The organism is Pseudoxanthomonas kaohsiungensis, from assembly GCF_010211765.1.
Classification (GTDB): domain Bacteria; phylum Pseudomonadota; class Gammaproteobacteria; order Xanthomonadales; family Xanthomonadaceae; genus Pseudoxanthomonas; species Pseudoxanthomonas kaohsiungensis.
Genome location: NZ_PDWO01000002.1, coordinates 323833 through 340285, shown reverse-complemented (window position 1 = coordinate 340285; position 16453 = coordinate 323833). Strand labels below are relative to the sequence as shown.

17 protein-coding genes are annotated in these 16453 nt (G+C 71.3%); 13 read left to right on the top strand and 4 right to left on the bottom strand.

Annotated features, from left to right (window positions below; genetic code table 11):
- Positions 1 to 64: 64 nt before the first annotated feature.
- The 3 genes from CSC66_RS03915 to CSC66_RS03905 are packed head-to-tail and all read right to left on the bottom strand — an operon-like array spanning position 65 to position 2368.
- Complete coding sequence (locus CSC66_RS03915) at positions 65 to 685, bottom strand: thymidine kinase (protein ID WP_162376068.1); 621 nt, start codon at positions 683 to 685, stop codon at positions 65 to 67.
- Between the two features lie 41 nt (positions 686 to 726).
- Positions 727 to 1539: a sel1 repeat family protein gene (locus tag CSC66_RS03910; protein WP_162376067.1), complete on the bottom strand. Its 813-nt coding sequence runs from the start codon at positions 1537 to 1539 to the stop codon at positions 727 to 729.
- A 10-nt stretch (positions 1540 to 1549) separates the two neighbouring features.
- Positions 1550 to 2368 (bottom strand): sel1 repeat family protein, encoded by an 819-nt coding sequence (locus CSC66_RS03905; protein WP_162376066.1) that lies wholly within the window; start codon positions 2366 to 2368, stop codon positions 1550 to 1552.
- Positions 2369 to 2516: 148 nt separating this feature from the next.
- Between CSC66_RS03905 and CSC66_RS03900 the strand changes: the two genes are divergently transcribed.
- The 7 genes from CSC66_RS03900 (at position 2517) to plsB (ending at position 11130) form a co-directional block, all read left to right on the top strand.
- Positions 2517 to 4490 (top strand): UvrD-helicase domain-containing protein, encoded by a 1974-nt coding sequence (locus CSC66_RS03900; RefSeq protein ID WP_202935588.1) that lies wholly within the window; start codon positions 2517 to 2519, stop codon positions 4488 to 4490.
- Entirely contained in the window at positions 4487 to 5035 is a 549-nt protein-coding gene (locus CSC66_RS03895; RefSeq protein WP_162376065.1) for a GNAT family N-acetyltransferase, read from the top strand. The genes CSC66_RS03900 and CSC66_RS03895 overlap by 4 nt, the downstream gene beginning before the upstream one ends.
- Complete coding sequence (locus tag CSC66_RS03890; RefSeq protein WP_162376064.1) at positions 5014 to 5550, top strand: DinB family protein; 537 nt, start codon at positions 5014 to 5016, stop codon at positions 5548 to 5550. The genes CSC66_RS03895 and CSC66_RS03890 overlap by 22 nt, the downstream gene beginning before the upstream one ends.
- 84 nt (positions 5551 to 5634) lie before the next feature.
- Entirely contained in the window at positions 5635 to 6528 is an 894-nt protein-coding gene (locus tag CSC66_RS03885; RefSeq protein WP_162376063.1) for a 5'-nucleotidase, lipoprotein e(P4) family, read from the top strand.
- Complete coding sequence (pyrF, locus tag CSC66_RS03880; RefSeq protein WP_162376062.1) at positions 6525 to 7253, top strand: orotidine-5'-phosphate decarboxylase; 729 nt, start codon at positions 6525 to 6527, stop codon at positions 7251 to 7253. Before CSC66_RS03885 ends, pyrF begins: the two co-directional genes overlap by 4 nt.
- A gap of 219 nt (positions 7254 to 7472) precedes the next feature.
- Positions 7473 to 8441: a hypothetical protein gene (locus CSC66_RS03875; RefSeq protein WP_162376061.1), complete on the top strand. Its 969-nt coding sequence runs from the start codon at positions 7473 to 7475 to the stop codon at positions 8439 to 8441.
- 7 nt (positions 8442 to 8448) lie between these two features.
- Positions 8449 to 11130: a glycerol-3-phosphate 1-O-acyltransferase PlsB gene (plsB, locus tag CSC66_RS03870; protein WP_162376060.1), complete on the top strand. Its 2682-nt coding sequence runs from the start codon at positions 8449 to 8451 to the stop codon at positions 11128 to 11130.
- 100 nt (positions 11131 to 11230) lie between these two features.
- On the opposite strand, the gene CSC66_RS03865 is transcribed toward plsB, so the two are convergent.
- Positions 11231 to 11434, bottom strand: coding sequence for a YdcH family protein (locus CSC66_RS03865; protein WP_162376059.1), 204 nt, complete (start codon positions 11432 to 11434; stop codon positions 11231 to 11233).
- An 88-nt stretch (positions 11435 to 11522) separates the two neighbouring features.
- Here CSC66_RS03865 and ttcA point away from each other — a divergent pair, with 88 nt between their 5' ends.
- The 6 genes from ttcA (at position 11523) to CSC66_RS03835 (ending at position 16395) form a co-directional block, all read left to right on the top strand.
- A complete protein-coding gene (gene ttcA / locus CSC66_RS03860; protein ID WP_162376058.1) occupies positions 11523 to 12461 on the top strand; it encodes a tRNA 2-thiocytidine(32) synthetase TtcA in 939 nt (312 codons plus the stop codon).
- An 84-nt stretch (positions 12462 to 12545) separates the two neighbouring features.
- The gene (locus CSC66_RS03855) at positions 12546 to 13451 is read left to right on the top strand and encodes a recombination-associated protein RdgC (RefSeq protein ID WP_162376057.1); all 906 of its coding nucleotides are present in this window, start codon (positions 12546 to 12548) and stop codon (positions 13449 to 13451) included.
- A 91-nt stretch (positions 13452 to 13542) separates the two neighbouring features.
- A complete protein-coding gene (locus CSC66_RS03850) occupies positions 13543 to 13902 on the top strand; it encodes a hypothetical protein (RefSeq protein WP_162376056.1) in 360 nt (119 codons plus the stop codon).
- 189 nt (positions 13903 to 14091) lie between these two features.
- Positions 14092 to 14442 (top strand): hypothetical protein, encoded by a 351-nt coding sequence (locus CSC66_RS03845; protein WP_162376055.1) that lies wholly within the window; start codon positions 14092 to 14094, stop codon positions 14440 to 14442.
- A gap of 58 nt (positions 14443 to 14500) precedes the next feature.
- The gene (locus CSC66_RS03840) at positions 14501 to 15289 is read left to right on the top strand and encodes a YgjP family zinc-dependent metalloprotease (RefSeq protein WP_162376054.1); all 789 of its coding nucleotides are present in this window, start codon (positions 14501 to 14503) and stop codon (positions 15287 to 15289) included.
- Positions 15290 to 15354: 65 nt separating this feature from the next.
- The gene (locus CSC66_RS03835) at positions 15355 to 16395 is read left to right on the top strand and encodes an SMP-30/gluconolactonase/LRE family protein (protein WP_162376053.1); all 1041 of its coding nucleotides are present in this window, start codon (positions 15355 to 15357) and stop codon (positions 16393 to 16395) included.
- Positions 16396 to 16453: the final 58 nt, after the last annotated feature.

The following is a 16453-nucleotide window of genomic DNA, read 5'->3' as shown; positions in this document are numbered from 1 at the left end:
CAGCGGCAAGAGTATCTCCCGCCGGCGCACTCCGGGCCGGCCGATGGCGGTCACCCGCGCCGGCTCACAGCAGCGGCACCTGCAGCGGTTCGATCGTGCCTTCGCCGCGCATGACCTTCTTGAACTCCGGGCGGCTGACGGACACGTAGCGTTCGTTGCCGCCGATCTCCACCTGCGGGCCGTCCTGCACCGCGCGGCCCTGCGCATCCACGCGCACGTTCATGGTCGCCTTCTTGCCCGAGTGGCAGATGGTCTTGATCTCCTGCAGCTCGTCGGCCCAGGCCAGCAGGTACTGGCTGCCTTCGAACAGCTCGCCGCGGAAGTCGGTGCGCAGGCCATAGCAGAGCACCGGGATGCGCATGCGGTCGACCACTTCGCTCAGCTGCCACACCTGGGCGCGGCTGAGGAACTGCGCCTCGTCCACCAGCACGCAGCCCAGCGGGCCGTGGGCCAGCAGGTCGGCGCCGACCAGGCGCTCCAGGTCGGTGTCGCGGTCGAAGGCGGTGCCGTCGGCGCGCAGCCCGATCCGGGAGGCGACCACGCCGCCGCGGCCACCGCGGTCGTCCAGGCGCGGGGTCAGGATCAGCGTGCGCATGCCGCGCTCGCGGTAGTTGTGCGCCGATTGCAGCAGGGTGGTGGTCTTCCCGGCATTCATCGCCGAATAGTAGAAGTAGAGCTTGGCCATGGGCGGGGATTCTACGGACGTCGCGCCCGGCCGCCATCTGGTCAGTCCGCGGTCGGTGGCCCGGCGCCACTGGGCTCGCCGACCTCGACCCGGCCGGTGGTCAGCAGCGTCCTCCATATCGTGTCCTGCCAGGCGAAATACGCGTCCGGCTCCCAGAAGGTGTCGTCGAAGTACTCGCTGCCGCGCAGGGTGATCGAGTCGCGGCCGGCGCCGGAGGGCGGGATGATCGGCAGGTTGCCAAAGAAGCCGCCGATGGCCAGTTGGTCCGGGCGCTGGCGGACCAGGATCCGGGCCAGCCGCCGCTTGGCCTTGTCGTCGCCGTACTTGCGCAGCAGCGGCTGGCCGCGGCGCAGCGCCTGTTCGCGCTCCTGCGCGCCCAGCTGCGACCAGTAGCGCTCGCGCAGGAGGTAGAAGTCCTCGTAATAGCGCTCGGCGGCCAGGTCCATCCAGGCATAGCCCAGCGCGCGGTCGCGTGGTCCGCCCAGTCCTTCCCAGTGCATCTCGCCCAGCATCGCCTGCGAGGGCTTGTCGGCGAAGCGCGCCGCGCGCTCGAAGCATTCGCGGGCGCGTTCGTAGTCGCCGCGGGCATAGGCCTCGCGCCCGCGGATGCGCCAGGCCAGGTCCGGATGGCCTTCCATGAAGCGCAGGATCAGGTACTGGGCCAGGGGCTCGTCGCCCTGCAGCTCGACCGCCACGCCGGCGGCGCGCTGGGCGGCCGGGCTGGCGTTGACGCCGACCGGCCCGAGCGGGGCCTGGGTCGTCACCTGGGCGGCGGCGGGCAGCCACGACAGCGCGGCCGCCATCGCGATGGCGACCCGGCACCGCCTCCTGCGTGCCTGCCCTGCCTCGTGCATCGCGCCTTCCTCAGTCGGCCTGCTCCACCTGCTCCACGTCGCCGACGTCGACGTTTTCCTTCTGCGGGGCCTTCCACACCTCGTCCTGCCAGGCCCAGTAGCGCTCAGGCTCCCAGTAGTCCTTGCGATAGTAGTCCTCGGCGCGCAGGGTGGTGTTCTTGCCGGCCATCGGCCCGGTCATCGGGATGATCCGCACGAAGCCGACCGCGCCGGTGCGGCTGCCGGTCACCTTGCGGCCCTCGGTGCGGAGGATGCGCTCCAGGCGAGGCTTGGCCGCGTCGTCGCCGAACTCGGCCAGCAGCGCCTGGCCGCGCTCGATCGCCGCGTCCTGCTCGGCCTGGGTCAGCTCGCCCCAGTAGCGCTCGCGCAGGATGGTGAAGTTCGGATACATGCGCTCGGCGGCCAGGTCCATCCAGGCATAGCCGATCGGCTTGTCCTGGGCCACGCCCAGGCCCTTCCAGTACATTTCGGCGAGCATCGCCATCGAGGCCTTGTCGGCGTAGCTGGCGGCCCGCCGGAACATTGTGTGCGCCTCGTCGTAGCGCTTGTGGTGGAAGGCGTGCAGGCCCTCGCGGCGCCAGCGGATGTCCGGGTGCGCGGCCAGGAAGCCCTCGGTCAGCAGTTCCGGGGCGATGTCCGGTTCGCCGACGTAGTTGCCGAAGCTGGGGCGCTCGACCTCGCCCTCCCATTGCAGCAGCCGCACCGGGCCGGCCGGTTCGGTGCTGGCCGCGGCGGAAGCGGCCAGCGGCAGGCCCAGCGCCAGCATCCACGGGATCAAGGAGGGGCCGCGGCGGCGGGACGGGTCGGGCGACGGCGGGTTCCGGTACATGGCGCTCCACTCCCTTGGGGTGCGATGGAAGGTACGGCCATCGCCGGGCAAACGTCGCACCCCCTTCGTCACTGGGACACAAGTCACGCCCGGGCCGGCCGGCGGCTCCGGGTAGAATGCCCGGCCCGTTCCACCCGTTGCGCCCATCGTGCTCAATCCCCCCCAACGCGCCGCGGTCCTGCACGACGAGGGCCCGCTGCTGGTGCTGGCCGGCGCCGGCAGCGGCAAGACCCGGGTCATCGTCGAGAAGATCGCCCACCTGGTCGGCACCGGCCGCTACCCGGCGCGGCGCATCGCCGCGATCACCTTCACCAACAAGTCGGCGAAGGAGATGCGCGAGCGCGTGGCCAGGCGGATCAAGGGCGAGGCCGCCGAGGGGCTGACCATCTGCACCTTCCATGCGCTGGGGCTGAAGTTCCTTCAGATCGAGCATGCCGCCGCCGGGCTGCGACGCGGGTTCTCGATCTTCGACGCCGACGACAGCGCCGCCCAGGTGAAGGACCTGATGCCAGGCGCCAAGCCCGACGCGGTCGACGACGCGAAGAACCTGATCTCCCGCGCCAAGAACGCCGGCCTGTCGCCCGAGCAGGCGCTGGCCGCGGCCCGCTCCACCCGCGAGATGGAGGCGGCGAAGCTGTACGCGCGCTACCAGGCGCGCCTGTCCTCGTTCAACGCGGTCGACTTCGACGACCTGATCCGGCTGCCGGTGCAGGTCCTGGAGGAAAACGCGGAGGTGGTCGCCGCCTGGCGCGAACGGATCGGCTACCTGCTGGTCGACGAGTGCCAGGACACCAACGACGCCCAGTACCGCCTGCTCAAGGCGATCGCCGGGCCGAAGGGCAACTTCACCTGCGTGGGCGACGACGACCAGAGCATCTACGCCTGGCGCGGCGCCAACCCGGAGAACCTGCAGCAGATGGAGCGCGACTACCCCGCGCTGCAGGTGATCAAGCTGGAGCAGAACTACCGCTGCTCCAACCGCGTGCTGCGCACGGCCAATGCGCTGATCGCGCGCAACCCGCACCAGCACCTGAAGACGCTGTGGAGCGACCAGGCCGACGGCGAGCGCATCCGCGTGTGGGAGTGCCGCGACAACGAGCACGAGGCCGAGAAGGTCGCGGCCGAGATCGCGTTCCTGCACGAATCCAAGCAGGTGCCGTGGAGCGAGTTCTGCATCCTGTTCCGCGGCAACCACCAGTCGCGCGTGCTGGAGAAGGCGCTGCAGCTGCTGCGCGTGCCCTACCACCTCACGGGCGGCACCGCGTTCCTGGAGCGGCAGGAAGTGAAGGACGCGCTGGCGTGGCTGCGGGTGATCGCCAATCCCGAGGACGACGCGGCGTTCCTGCGCGCGGTCCAGTCGCCCAAGCGCGAGGTCGGCGCGACCTCGCTGGCGAGGCTGGCCGAGCTGGCCCACGGCAAGCACCTGCCGATGTCGCGCGCGGCGCAGTCGCTGGGCGCGCTGCAGCAACTGCCGCCGCGTGCGGCCAACGGCCTGGGTGCGTTCAACGACGCCATCGCCGACCTGCGCGACCACGCCACGAAACTCAGCGCCGCCGACCTGGTGCGCCGGCTGGCCGAGAAATCCGGGCTGCTGGCCGACCTGCGCGCGCAGTGCAAGGACGAGGCCTCGTTCCAGCGGCGCAAAGCCAACCTGGATGAGCTGGCCGAGTGGTTCGAGGGCGGCCCGCGCGGCGCCACCGCCGGCGACCTGGCCGCGCAGCTCGCCCTGCTGTCGCGCAACGACAAGGACGATGGCGGCAACCAGGTGCGGCTGATGAGCCTGCATGCGGCCAAGGGGCTGGAGTTCGGCTACGTGTTCATCGTCGGCTGCGAGGATGGCACCCTGCCGCACGAGGCCGCCCTGGAGGAGGGCTCGCTGGAGGAGGAGCGCCGGCTGATGTACGTGGGCATCACCCGCGCCAAGGCCCGGCTGTGGCTCAGCTACAGCCGCGAGACGCGGCGCTTCCGCGAGAAGGTGCGGCTCAAGCCCAGCCGCTTCCTCGACGAACTGCCGGCGGCCGAGCTGCAGCGCGACGGCGCCGACCCGGTCGCCGACGCGGCGGCGAAGAAGGAGCGGGCCAACGCCAGCCTCGCCGCGATCCAGGCGTTGCTCGGCGAATGAGCGCGCCCGCGGCCATCGCCACCACCGCGCGGCTGCGGCTGCGCGAGCTGCACGAGGGCGATGCGGCATTCATGCTCGAGCTGCTCAACCAGCCCGACTTCCTGCGCTTCATCGGCGACCGCGGCGTGCGCGACCTGGAGCAGGCACGCGCCTACCTGCGCGAGGGCCCGCTCGCCGGCTACGGCCGCGATGGCATGGGCATGTACGCGGTCGAGCCGCGCCAGGGCGGCGCGGCGATCGGCCTGTGCGGGCTGGTGGTGCGCGAGGGACTGCCCCGCCCGGACATCGGCTTCGCCTTCCTGCCCCAGTTCTACGGCCAGGGCTACGCGTTCGAGGCGGCCAGCGCGACACTGGCGCTGGCCCGCGACGCGTTCGCCCTGCGCAAGGTCCTGGCGATCGTCTCGCCGGACAACGCGCGCTCGATCGCGCTGCTGCGTCGGCTGGGCCTGCGCGACGCCGGCAGCGTGCGGCTGCCGGGCAAGGACGAGGACATCCTGCTGTTCGAGACCGCGGAGGACTGGCGATGCGCGACCACTTCCAGCTGATGGCCGACTACAACCGCTGGATGAACGGCAACCTCCACCGCGCCGCGGCGGCGCTGCCCGCCGACGCGCTGGATGCGCCGCGCGGCGCGTTCTTCGGCTCGATCCTGGGCACGCTCAACCACCTGGTCGTGGCCGACACCGTGTGGCTCAAGCGCTTCGGCGGCGAGGGCCGGGATGCGCACTGGACCGCGCTGCAGGCCGTGGCCGGCATGCCCATGCCGCCGGCCCTCGACGCGCGCCCGTGCGCCGACCTGGCGCAGTGGTGGGACACGCGCCGGCAGCTGGATGCGGTCATCGTCGAATGGATCGGGCAGCTCGCGGACGCCGACCTGGACCAGGTCCTGCAGTACCGGAACATGCGCGGCGACGTGCAGCGGCGGCGGCTCTCGCACCTGTTGTTGCACCTGTTCAACCACCAGGCCCACCACCGCGGCCAGACCACCACGCTGTTCAGCCAGTGCGGGGTGGACGTCGGCGTGACCGACCTGCTCGTGCGCCTGCCTGCCATCGAATGATCGATCCTGCAGCGGACGTCGAAACACAGCCGCCGCCGGCCAGCCGCTAAACTGGCGCCCCCGCCGCCGCCGAGATCGCGCTCGATGCGTCTTTCCCTGATTTGCGCCGCCCTGGCCACCGGCCTGCTGGCCACCGCGTGCCAGCCGGTGCGCGAACAGGCGCCCGCCGCCGTGCCGGTCGCCACCGCGCCCGCTCCGTCGGTGCCGGCCGACGACAACCTCAACGCCGTGCTCTGGGTGCAACGCTCGGCCGAGTACCGCGCCGCCGCCGCGCAGACCTTTCGCGCGGCCACCGACCACCTGGACGCGGCGCTGAAGCAGGCCGACTGGGACGCGCTGGTCCCCGAGGAACGCAGCAACCCGGCCCGCGGCCTGAAGCCGGCGGTGATCCTGGACATCGACGAGACCGTGCTGGACAACTCGCCCTACCAGGCGCGGCTGGTCCGCGACGGCGCCGAATACAGCGATCCGACCTGGGACGCCTGGGTCGAGGAACGCAAGGCCAAGGCCCTGCCGGGCGTCGTCGAGTTCGCCCGCGCCGCCCATGCCCGGGGCATCACCCTGGTCTACATCTCCAACCGCGCCGTGCACCTGAAGCAGGCCACCCTGGACAACCTGCGCAGCGAAGGCCTGCCGGTCGCCGATGACGGCGTGTTCCTCGGCCTGGGCACCGTGGTGGCCGATTGCGAGCAGGACGGTTCGGAGAAGGACTGCCGCCGCCAGCTGGCCGGGCGCCAATACCGCGTGCTGATGCAGTTCGGCGACCAGCTGGGCGACTTCGCCCGGGTCTACGACAACACCCCCGCCGGCCGGCAGGCGCTGCTGGACCGTTACGAGGACTGGTTTGGCGAGCGCTGGTGGATGCTGCCGAACCCGACCTACGGCAGCTGGGAGCCGGCGCTGTTCGACAACGACTGGCGCCAGCCGCGCGACGCCCGCCGGGCAACCAAGCGCGCCGCGCTGGAGGTGGCGCAGTGAACGCCCGTCCGCCGCTGGCACTGGCCACCGACGAGCGCCTGATCTTCGCCCTGGACGTGCCCGGCCGGGCGCAGGCGCTGGAATGGATCGACCGGCTCGGCGACAGCGTCCGCTTCTACAAGATCGGCATGGAACTGCTGGCCTCGGGCGAGTACTTCCAAGTGCTGGACGACCTGGCCGCGCGCGACAAGCGGGTGTTCGTCGACCTGAAGTTCTTCGACATCCCGGCCACCGTGGCCGGGGTGGTCCGCGGCCTGGGCCGCTGGCCGGTGAGCTACTGCACGATCCACGGCTGGCACCCGGCGATGATGCAGGCCGCCGCCGAGGCCAATGCCGGCTCGGACATGCGCCTGCTGGCGGTCACCGTGCTGACCTCGATGGACGCCGGCGACCTGCGCTCGATGGGCATCGCGGGCGAACCGGAAGCGGTGGTGCTCGAGCGCGCCCGCGCCGCGCAGGCGGCCGGCATCGACGGGGTCATCTGCTCGGGCCTGGAGGCCGGCCCGATCCGGCGCGCGCTCGGCGGCGGGTTCTCGATCGTCTGCCCCGGCATCCGCCCGGGCGGCCCGGCCGGCGACGACCAGAAGCGCAGCGTCGGCGTGGCCCAGGCGTTCGCCGACGGCGCCGACGCCATCGTGGTCGGCCGTCCGATCCGGCGGGCCGACGATCCGCGGGCTGCGGCACAGGCGATCCAGCATGAGATCGCCGTTGCACTTGGTCAATAAAATCAAACTCTTGCATACATCAACCTAAGGTATTGCCTAAGGTTAATGGCGGCGTTAGGATGCCCGCGTCCGGCTCCTGGCCGGAACCGTGCCACAACACGATGTCCTCCGGCCCAGCCGGATTGAGGGAGGCGCAAGCCTCCCTTTTTTATTCCCGGACGCCTTGCCCGCGCGCCGCGGGTGCCGCCACACTCGGCGCGGACCCTGCGGATGCCGCCCATGCCCCGACTGCGCTCCTGGACCCGGCCGGCCCCCGCCCTGCGGCTGTGCATGCTCGCCGCGCTGCTGGCGCTGGCCGCCTGCCGTCGGGAACCGCCACCGGCGGAGCTGCCCGGCGCGGCCAGCGAGCCGGCCGGCGCGGTGCGCCAGCTCGCCACGCACCTGCAAAACAACGACCTGCAGGCCTTCGCCCGCGATGCCCTGCCGCCGCAGGAGCATGCCGCCCTGGCCCGGGCCTGGGCCGAGGGCCACAGCCGCTGGCCGGTGACCGAGCTGCCCCTGGACGAACAGCTGGGCCCGTTGCTGGCCGCGCTGTCGGCGCCTGGATCGGAGCAGGCGCTGCGGCGTTCGTTCGAGCGGCAAATGGCCGGACAGGACGCGGCGCTGCGCAACGCCGCCCGTTCGCTGGCCCTGTTCGGCGTGCAGTACGTGCGCACCCAGGACGACTACAGCGCCGAGGAACGCGGCCACTACAGCCAGGTCATCGGCGCCCTGGGCACCTGGTCGGCGACCGCGCCGCTGGGCGACCGCGCGCGCGCCGAGGCGGCGATCGACCGCCTGGCCGCCGCGGCCCGGGCCACCGGCCTCGACGGCGACGAGGCCCTGGCCGCGGCCGGCATGGAGGAGAGCCTGCGCCGCCTGGGCCCGTTTGCCGCCACCGTCAAGGCGGTCCTGGCCGACTACGGCCTGGACCTGGACCGCAGCCTGGCCGACCTGCGCACCGGCCTGGTCGAGGAGGACGGCGACGGCGCCACCGTCCGCATCCACTATCCGCTCGCCGGCAGCGAGATCGACACCACCGTCAGCCTCACCCGGCGCGACGGCCACTGGTACCTCACCGATTACCTCGACCACGCCGCGCGCCTGCTGGTGGAGCCCCCGGCCGCGTCGCCCGCCCCGCCGACCCTGCCCGACCTGCCGGCCCCGCCGGCGCCGGCTGAACCGGCCGGGCCCGCGGCTGCGCGATAATCCCGACATGCCTGAACAGAATTCCTTTCCGTTTCCGGAGCCGCCGCCCGGCAGCAAGCCGGCGCCCGCCCCCCGTCCGGCTGCCGGCGGCAGCGATGCCGCGGACCCGGCCGCGACGCCTCCGCCGGCTGGCACCCCAGCCGAGGCCGTGGTCCCGGCCCCGCTCGCGAACCGGCCGGCGACCACCCCGCGCCGGCCGCTGTGGGCCCGCTTCATGGGCTGGCTTGCCGACCCGTGGCTGGAGCTCAAGCTGGAGCCGGCCGACCTGGACATGCACGCCGACCCGCGCCCGGTCTGCTACGTGCTCGAGGACTATGGCCTGTCCAACGCGCTGATCCTGGACAAGGCCTGCCGCCAGGCCGGCCTGCCCTCGCCGCTGGTGCCGCTGCCGCGCGACCCCACCGGGCGCAAGCGCGCCTACGTGGCGCTGTCGCGTCGCAACGCCGCGCCGTTGATCCCGGACCAGCGTCCGGCCAAGCGCACCCATTCCGACTCGCTGGCCCGGCTGCTGCAGGCGCACCGCGCCGACCCGGCGCTGGACGTGCGCCTGGTACCGGTGTCGATCTTCGTCGGCCGCGCACCTGACCGGCAGAGCGGCTGGTTCTCGGTGCTGTTCTCGGAGAACTGGGCGCTGGTCGGCCGCTTCCGCCGGCTGCTGGCGATCCTGCTCAACGGCCGCGACACCCTGGTCCGCTTCGCCGAGCCGGTGTCGCTGCGCGAGACGGTCGAAGAGGGCCTGCCGCCCGAGCGCACCGTGCGCAAGCTGCAGCGCGTGCTGCGCGCGCACTTCCGCCGGATCCGCGCGGCCATCATCGGCCCGGACCTGTCGACCCGGCGCCTGCTGGTCGACCAGGTGCTCGCCGCCGAGACCGTGCGCGAGGCCATCGCCGACCAGGCCCGGCGCGACAATTCCAAGCCGGCCGAAGCCTGGAAGAAGGCCCATGCCTACGCCTGGGAGATCGCCGCCGACTATTCGCACCCGGTGGTGCGTTCGGCCAGCTTCCTGCTCACCCCGGTCTGGAACAAGATCTACCGCGGCGTGCTCGTCCACCACCTGGACAAGCTCAAGGAGGTCGCGCCCGGCCACGAAGTGGTCTACGTGCCCTGCCACCGCAGCCACATGGACTACCTGCTGCTGTCGTACCTGCTGTACGAGCGCGGCATCGTGCCTCCGCATATCGCCGCCGGCATCAACCTCAACCTGCCGGTGGTCGGCACGATCCTGCGCAAGGGCGGCGCGTTCTTCATGCGCCGCAGCTTCCGCGGCAACCCGCTGTACTCGGCCGTGTTCACCGAGTACGTGGCGCAGCTGGTCTCCGGCGGCTACTCGCTGGAGTATTTCGTCGAGGGCGGCCGCTCGCGCACCGGCCGGCTGCTGCAGCCCAAGGGCGGCATGATCGCGATGACCGTGCGCGCGTTCCTGCGCCAGCCCACCCGGCCCGTTCTCTTCCAACCCGTATACATCGGCTACGAGAAGCTGATGGAGGGCAACAGCTACCTGGACGAGCTCTCCGGCAAGCCCAAGGAGAAGGAGTCCATCTGGTCGCTGCTGTGGGGCATCCCCAAGGTGCTGCGCAGCAACTACGGCCAGGTGGTGGTGAACTTCGGCGAGCCGATCCGGCTGGGCGAGGTCCTGTCCGAGCGCGCGCCGGCCTGGGACGGCCGGCCGTTGGGCGAGGACGAAAAGCCGGCCTGGCTGGCCGACACGGTCGACGCGCTGGCGCAGAAGATCCAGGTCAACGTCAACGGCGCCGCCGACGTCAATCCGATCAACCTGCTCGCACTGGCGATCCTGTCCACGCCCAAGCACGCGATGGGCGAGGCCGACCTGCTGGCGCAGATCGCCCTGTCCAAGACCCTGCTGGCCGAGCTGCCCTACTCCGAGCGCTTCACGGTCACCCCGCACACGCCGCAGGAGATCGTGGCCCACGGCGAGGAGATCGGCGTGCTCAACCGCATCCCGCATCCGCTGGGCGACGTGCTCAACGTCGACGACGACACCGCGGTGCTGCTCTCCTATTTCCGCAACAACGTGGTGCACCTGTTCACCGCCTCGTCGTGGATCGCCTGCTGCTTCCAGCACAACCGGCGCATGAGCCGCCGCACCCTGGTCCGGCTGGGGCGCACGGTCTATCCGTTCCTGCAGGCCGAGCTGTTCCTGCCCTGGAACCAGGACGAGTTCGCCGAGCGCGTGGACCGGATCGTCGACGTGTTCGTGCGCGAGGGCCTGCTGCAGCAGATCAACGACGACGAGGGCGGGATCCTGCAGCGCAACCAGGGCCAGAGCGACGAGGTGTTCCGCCTGCGCGCGATCGGCCACACCCTCCAGCAGGCGTTCGAGCGCTACTACATCGCCATTTCGGTGCTGGTGAAGAACGGCCCCGGCACGCTCGGCGCGGCCGAACTGGAGAGCCTGTGCCAGCTGGCGGCGCAGCGGCTGAGCCTGCTCTATGCCGAGTCGGCGCCCGAGTTCTTCGACAAGAGCCTGTTCCGCAGCTTCATCCAGAAGCTGCGTGAACTGAAGCTGGTGTGGCCGGACCAGAACAGCAAGCTGCTGTTCGACGACCGCCTCGACGCCTGGGCCAAGGACGCCAAGCTGATCCTGGGCCGCGAACTGCGGCACACGATCGAGCGGGTCAGCCCGGAAGCGGCGCGGCCGGAGGCGCTGGAGCCGGCGCCGGCCGATTGAGTCCGGCCGCGGGCAGGGACTGGCCCGCGACCGGCAGTGGGGGTCATCGCATCGCGCACGCCCGGCCCTTCGACCTGGAGCTGCCGGCCGGACCGGTGCTTCAGGCCGGTTCGTCGGGGATCAGCAGGCTCTCCAGCCGGGCGATGCAGTCCTTCAGCTGCAGCTTGCGCTTCTTCAGGCGCTTCGACTCCAGGTCGTCTTCCGGATTGGCCGCCAGCTGCTGGATGCGCTCGTCCAGCGCGCGGTGCTCGCGCCGCAGTTCGGCGATGCGCTCGGCGACGGTGCTGGGATCGGAGGCTTCCACGGATTGCAAGCTTACACCCGTGCCCCGCCGCGCCGGCGGCGCGCGGCGCGCGGCGGCCACCGGCGCCGACCGGTAGAATGGACGGCGTATGAGCGCCGTCCTGCCCCTTCCCGAACCGGTTTCGCGCCGGAGCCAGCCCCGCCACGCCGATCCGCGCGTGGTCCACCGCGAGCAGGCCAAGCTGGCCAAGCGCCTGCGCCGCCAGGTCGGCCAGGCGATCGCCGACTTCGGCATGATCGAGGCCGGCGACAAGGTCATGGTCTGCCTGTCCGGCGGCAAGGACAGCTACACCATGCTGGACGTGCTGCTGCAGCTGCAGCGCAAGGCGCCGGTGCCGTTCGAACTGGTGGCGGTGAACCTGGACCAGAAGCAGCCCGGCTTTCCGGAGCACGTGCTGCCGGAGTACCTGCGTGCGCTGGGCGTGCCGTTCCACATCATCGAGCAGGACACCTACTCGGTGGTCAGCCGGGTGGTCCCGGAAGGCAAGACCATGTGCTCGCTGTGCTCGCGGATGCGGCGCGGCGCACTGTACGCGTACGCCGAAGCCCACGGCTTCACCAAGATCGCGCTGGGGCACCATCGCGACGACCTGGTGGCGACGTTCTTCCTCAACCTGTTCCACCACGCCAAGCTCTCTGGCATGCCGCCCAAGCTGCTGTCCGACGACGGCAGGCACGTGGTGATCCGCCCGCTGGCCTACGTGCGCGAAAGCGACATCGTCGACTACGCGGCCGCGCGCCAGTTCCCGATCATCCCCTGCAACCTGTGCGGCAGCCAGGAGAACCTGCAGCGCAAGCAGGTGGGGCTGATGATGAAGCAGTGGGAGCGCGAGTCGCCCGGACGCATCGAGACCATCTCGCGCGCGCTGGGCGACATCCGTCCCTCGCAGCTGTCGGACCCGAAGCTGTTCGACTTCCTCGCCCTGGGCCACCGCGAAGGCGCCGCGCGCGCCGATGCCCATGCCTGGCTGGCCGGCACGCCGGACGATGGCGCGCCCGACGACGACGGGCCTTCCACGCCGGCCTGACCGCGCATCGCGCGCCCTGCGACGCGCGACTGGTTTCCTGCACGGCGCGCCGCGCGCCTGCCTCCCCATGACCCGAGATTCCGAATGTTCTTCCGCAACCTGACGTTCTTCCGCTTCCCCACCACCCACGATTTCACCCAGCTCGACACCCTGCTGCCGGAGGCCGCGCTCAAGCCGGTCGGCCCGCTGGAGCTGTCGTCGAGCGGCTTCATCTCGCCGTTCGGGCGTGGCGAAGACGTTCTTTCGCACCGTATCGGCGACGCCATCTGGCTGTCGGTCGGCAGCGAGAACAAGATCCTGCCCGGCTCGGTGGTCAACGACCTGCTCGCGCAGAAGGTCGCCGAGATCGAGGACAAGGAGGGGCGCAAGCTCGGCGGCAAGGCCCGCAAGCGGTTGAAGGACGACCTGCTGCACGAGCTGCTGCCGCGCGCGTTCGTGAAGAGCTCGCGTACCGACGCGCTGCTCGACCTGGAGCACGGCTTCCTGGCCGTGGACACGTCTTCGCGCAAGAGCGGTGAAGCGGTCGCTTCGGAGATCCGCCGCGCGATGGGCAGCTTCCCGGCGATTCCGCCCAATGCCGAGGTGGCGCCGCGCAGCGTCCTCACCGGCTGGATCGCCGGCGAACCCCTGCCCGAGGGGCTGTCGCTGGGCGAGGAGTGCGAGCTGAAGGACGCGATGGACGGCGGCGCCGTGGTCAAGGCGCAGAACCAGGAATTGCTCAGCGACGAGATCGCCAAGCACCTGGAGGCCGGCAAGCAGGTGACGAAGCTGGCGCTGGTGCTGGACGACCATGTGTCCTTCGTCCTCGGCGAAGACCTGGTGGTGCGCAAGCTCAAGTTCCTGGAGGGCGCGGTCGACCAGCTCGAGAGCACCGAGCGCGACGACCTGCGCGCCGAACTGGATGCGCGCTTCGCGCTGCTGGCGGGCGAGGTGCGGCGCCTGTTCCTGGTGCTGGAGTCGGCGCTGAAGATCAGCAAGACGGACGGCTGAACGGCTGCTCGGGCCGCGTCCTGCGCGACCGGCTTGCACCCCCCTGCGGCAAGGGCTAGGCTGGAATTACCTGCCACGGGAGGACGCCTCGATGAAGTCGTTGCCGCTGTCCATCTTGCTCGCCGCCGCCTTCGCCTCGCCGACCGTGCATGGCACGGAAGTCAAGCCCTCCTCGGCCACGCCTGCGGCCGCCGCCATCCCGGCCCTGCATACACCGTCGACCATCACCTCGTCCGGACAGGTGTTCATCGCCCGGTGCGACGACCAGGCCTTCGCCAAGACCCGTTATCCGCAGAACCTGGCCGAGCGGTGCGAGCGCCTGCTGAAACGGTGGCGCTGGGAGGCGAACGTCCTCGCCCATCGCAAGCCCGAAGGTCCCCGCATCCCGAACTATGCGGATGCGCTCCGGTCGTCGTCGATGGCCCAGGCGCCGATGGGATTCGGCCTCTGAGCCAGACCGGTGGCGCCGACGCGTCGGGTGGCAGCCGGGGTGCCTGGCCCCCGCGTGGCGACATGCGGATCATCCGGGCAATCGGGAACGAAGCGGGGGCCGGCGCCATCGGTGCCCATTCATTCCCCGGTTGAAGCACCGCGGCGGCTAAGGCATGGCCAGCTCCGTCGCATTGCCAGGAGCATTGCGATGAAGTCGATCCGCCTGCTTGCCATCCTGTCCCTGTGCATCCCGACCGCGCTGGCTGCGGAGATGGCGGCGCCTGCGGCCGCCGCGAAGGATGCGAAGGGTTTGCCGCAGACCATGACCCGCTCGGGCCACCAGTTCGTGGCCCACTGCAGCGAAGAGGACTTCGCCCGGGCGAAGTTCCCGCAGAAGCTCGCTCGCAAATGCACGTCGCTGCTGCACACCTGGAGGGCCGAAGCCGCCGGCCGCGGCAACGGGATCGGGCCGCCGGGCAGCGGCATCAACCCCGTGGGCGCGACACTTGTGGTCCCCTTCGTTCCGCCACCACCACCCCCGCCTTCCCGTGGGAGCTGAACGTCGGCAGCGACGGAAAGGGCCCTTGCGAACCGCGCATAGGCCGTAGAATCGACCCATGCCGTCCCTGCTCCATCGACTGATCGCCCGCGCCCCGCAGCGCGTGCAGCGCGACACACTCGAATTCCAACTGGACGACGGCCGTCGCATCGAGGTCCAGCGCGTGCGCCACCCGCGCGCTCGACGGCTCAAGCTCAGCGTCGACGAGCGCGGCGCGCGCCTGACCCTGCCGATGCGCGCCAGCCTGGTCGCCGGCGAACGCTTCCTGCACGAGCACCGGACCTGGCTGTCGGCCCAGCTCGAACGACATCAGCCGGCCGACGCCGCCGTCGCCGCGCTGGTGCCGGGCGAGACCACGAGCCTGCCGCTGCGCGGCCAGTCGCTGCCGCTGCACTGGCATCCGGGCCGCTACATCCGCATCGCCCGCGACGAAGCAGGCATCCACGTCCAGCTGCCGGCACGGGCCTCGGAAGCGGGCTTGCGCCGTGCGCTGCGCGGGTTCTACGAGGCCGAGGCGCGTGCCGATGTCGGCCGCTGGCTTCCCGCCTACCTGCCCGGCCTGCCGCGTGCGCCGCGCCAGCTGCGGTTGAAGGTGATGTCCTCGCAGTGGGGCTCACTCGCGCCCGATGGCAGCCTGGCGCTCGACCTCGCCCTGGTCCTGGCCCGGCCCTCGGCGTTCGAGTACGTGCTGGTGCACGAACTCTGCCACCTGCTGCAGGCCAACCATTCGCCCGCGTTCTGGCGCGAGGTGGAGTTGCGTTTCCCGGCCTGGCGCGAGGAGCGCGCCTACTTCCACCGCGACGGCCGCAGCCTGAAGGCCACCCTGCGCGGATTGCTGTCGGACTGAGGCGACCGCCTGCCGGGGACGGGCACGCTAGGATGCGGGCTCCACCCGAGGGAGCCTTGAATCCGATGAAGTCGCCGACCCGCACCGCCTCGTCCGCCGCCCTGCTTGCCCTGGTGCTGGGCGCCTGCCAGCGCGAGCAGGCGCAGCCACCGTCAGCGACGGACGCCACGCCCGCGCCGGCGGCAGCGGCCGGCGAACCAGCGGCTCAGCCTTCCACCAGCCCCGTCCATCCCCTCTGCCCGGCTACCCCCGGTACCGCGCCCAGCGGCGACCTGACCGCCACGCGGATTGCGGCGGCCGACGGCGACGGCTCCAGGGGGCTGTACGAAGGTCCGGTGTGGAAAGGCGAGGCGCTGTACTTCTCGGACTTCACCTTCGCCGACGGCTTCCCCTCGCGCATCCGCCGGCTCACGGCGGACGGGCGCCTGGAGACGGCGGTCGAGGCCAGCGGCAGCAACGGCCTGGCGCTCGGCACGGACGGCGCCCTGGTCGCGGCCACCCACGACCGCAAGGAGCTCTCGCGCTTCGACCTGGTCGATGGCTCGCGGATGCGCATCGTCGGCGAGTTCCAGGGCCAGCCGTTCAACTCGCCCAACGACCTGGCCATCGCCCGCGATGGCACGATCTGGTTCACCGACCCGGACTTCCAGCGCGCGGCCGGGCCCGGCGGCCAGGACAAGACCCGCGTCTACCGCGTCGGCACCGATAGCAACGTGTCGGTCGTGGACGAGAGCATCGCCAATCCCAATGGCATCGCACTGTCGCCCGACGAGCGCACGCTTTACGTCGCCGGCGGCGGCGAACAGGGCGTGCTGCGCGCCTATGACCTGGTCGACGGCCAGCCGCGCGGCCAGCGCGACCTGGCCACCGGCGTGCAGGTGCCCGACGGGTTGGCGGTCGATTGCCTGGGCAACATCTACCTCACCGAACACAACCGCCGCCGCGTGCGCGTGCTGTCGCCGCAGGGCGAGGCGCTGGCGACCATCGGCGTGGACGCCAACATCACCAACGCCGCCTTCGGGGGCGCGCAACGCAAGACCCTGTACCTGACCGGCGCCGGCGCGGTGTGGTCGATCGAGCTGGACGTGGCCGGCCTGCCCTACTGATCGCGGCGGCGCACCCGGCCTACACGCCCGGGCAAAGAAAAAGGCCCCGCCGGAGCGG

Coding starts and splice junctions, on each gene's coding strand:
- CSC66_RS03915 (WP_162376068.1), bottom strand. CDS start 685: ATGGCCAAGCTCTACTTCTACTATTCGGCGATGAATGCCGGGAAGACC.
- CSC66_RS03890 (WP_162376064.1), top strand. CDS start 5,014: ATGCGCGACCACTTCCAGCTGATGGCCGACTACAACCGCTGGATGAAC.
- ttcA (WP_162376058.1), top strand. CDS start 11,523: ATGAGCGCCGTCCTGCCCCTTCCCGAACCGGTTTCGCGCCGGAGCCAG.
- CSC66_RS03885 (WP_162376063.1), top strand. CDS start 5,635: ATGCGTCTTTCCCTGATTTGCGCCGCCCTGGCCACCGGCCTGCTGGCC.
- CSC66_RS03910 (WP_162376067.1), bottom strand. CDS start 1,539: ATGCACGAGGCAGGGCAGGCACGCAGGAGGCGGTGCCGGGTCGCCATC.
- CSC66_RS03855 (WP_162376057.1), top strand. CDS start 12,546: ATGTTCTTCCGCAACCTGACGTTCTTCCGCTTCCCCACCACCCACGAT.
- CSC66_RS03840 (WP_162376054.1), top strand. CDS start 14,501: ATGCCGTCCCTGCTCCATCGACTGATCGCCCGCGCCCCGCAGCGCGTG.
- plsB (WP_162376060.1), top strand. CDS start 8,449: ATGCCTGAACAGAATTCCTTTCCGTTTCCGGAGCCGCCGCCCGGCAGC.
- CSC66_RS03835 (WP_162376053.1), top strand. CDS start 15,355: ATGAAGTCGCCGACCCGCACCGCCTCGTCCGCCGCCCTGCTTGCCCTG.
- CSC66_RS03905 (WP_162376066.1), bottom strand. CDS start 2,368: ATGTACCGGAACCCGCCGTCGCCCGACCCGTCCCGCCGCCGCGGCCCC.
- CSC66_RS03895 (WP_162376065.1), top strand. CDS start 4,487: ATGAGCGCGCCCGCGGCCATCGCCACCACCGCGCGGCTGCGGCTGCGC.
- CSC66_RS03875 (WP_162376061.1), top strand. CDS start 7,473: ATGCCCCGACTGCGCTCCTGGACCCGGCCGGCCCCCGCCCTGCGGCTG.
- CSC66_RS03845 (WP_162376055.1), top strand. CDS start 14,092: ATGAAGTCGATCCGCCTGCTTGCCATCCTGTCCCTGTGCATCCCGACC.
- CSC66_RS03850 (WP_162376056.1), top strand. CDS start 13,543: ATGAAGTCGTTGCCGCTGTCCATCTTGCTCGCCGCCGCCTTCGCCTCG.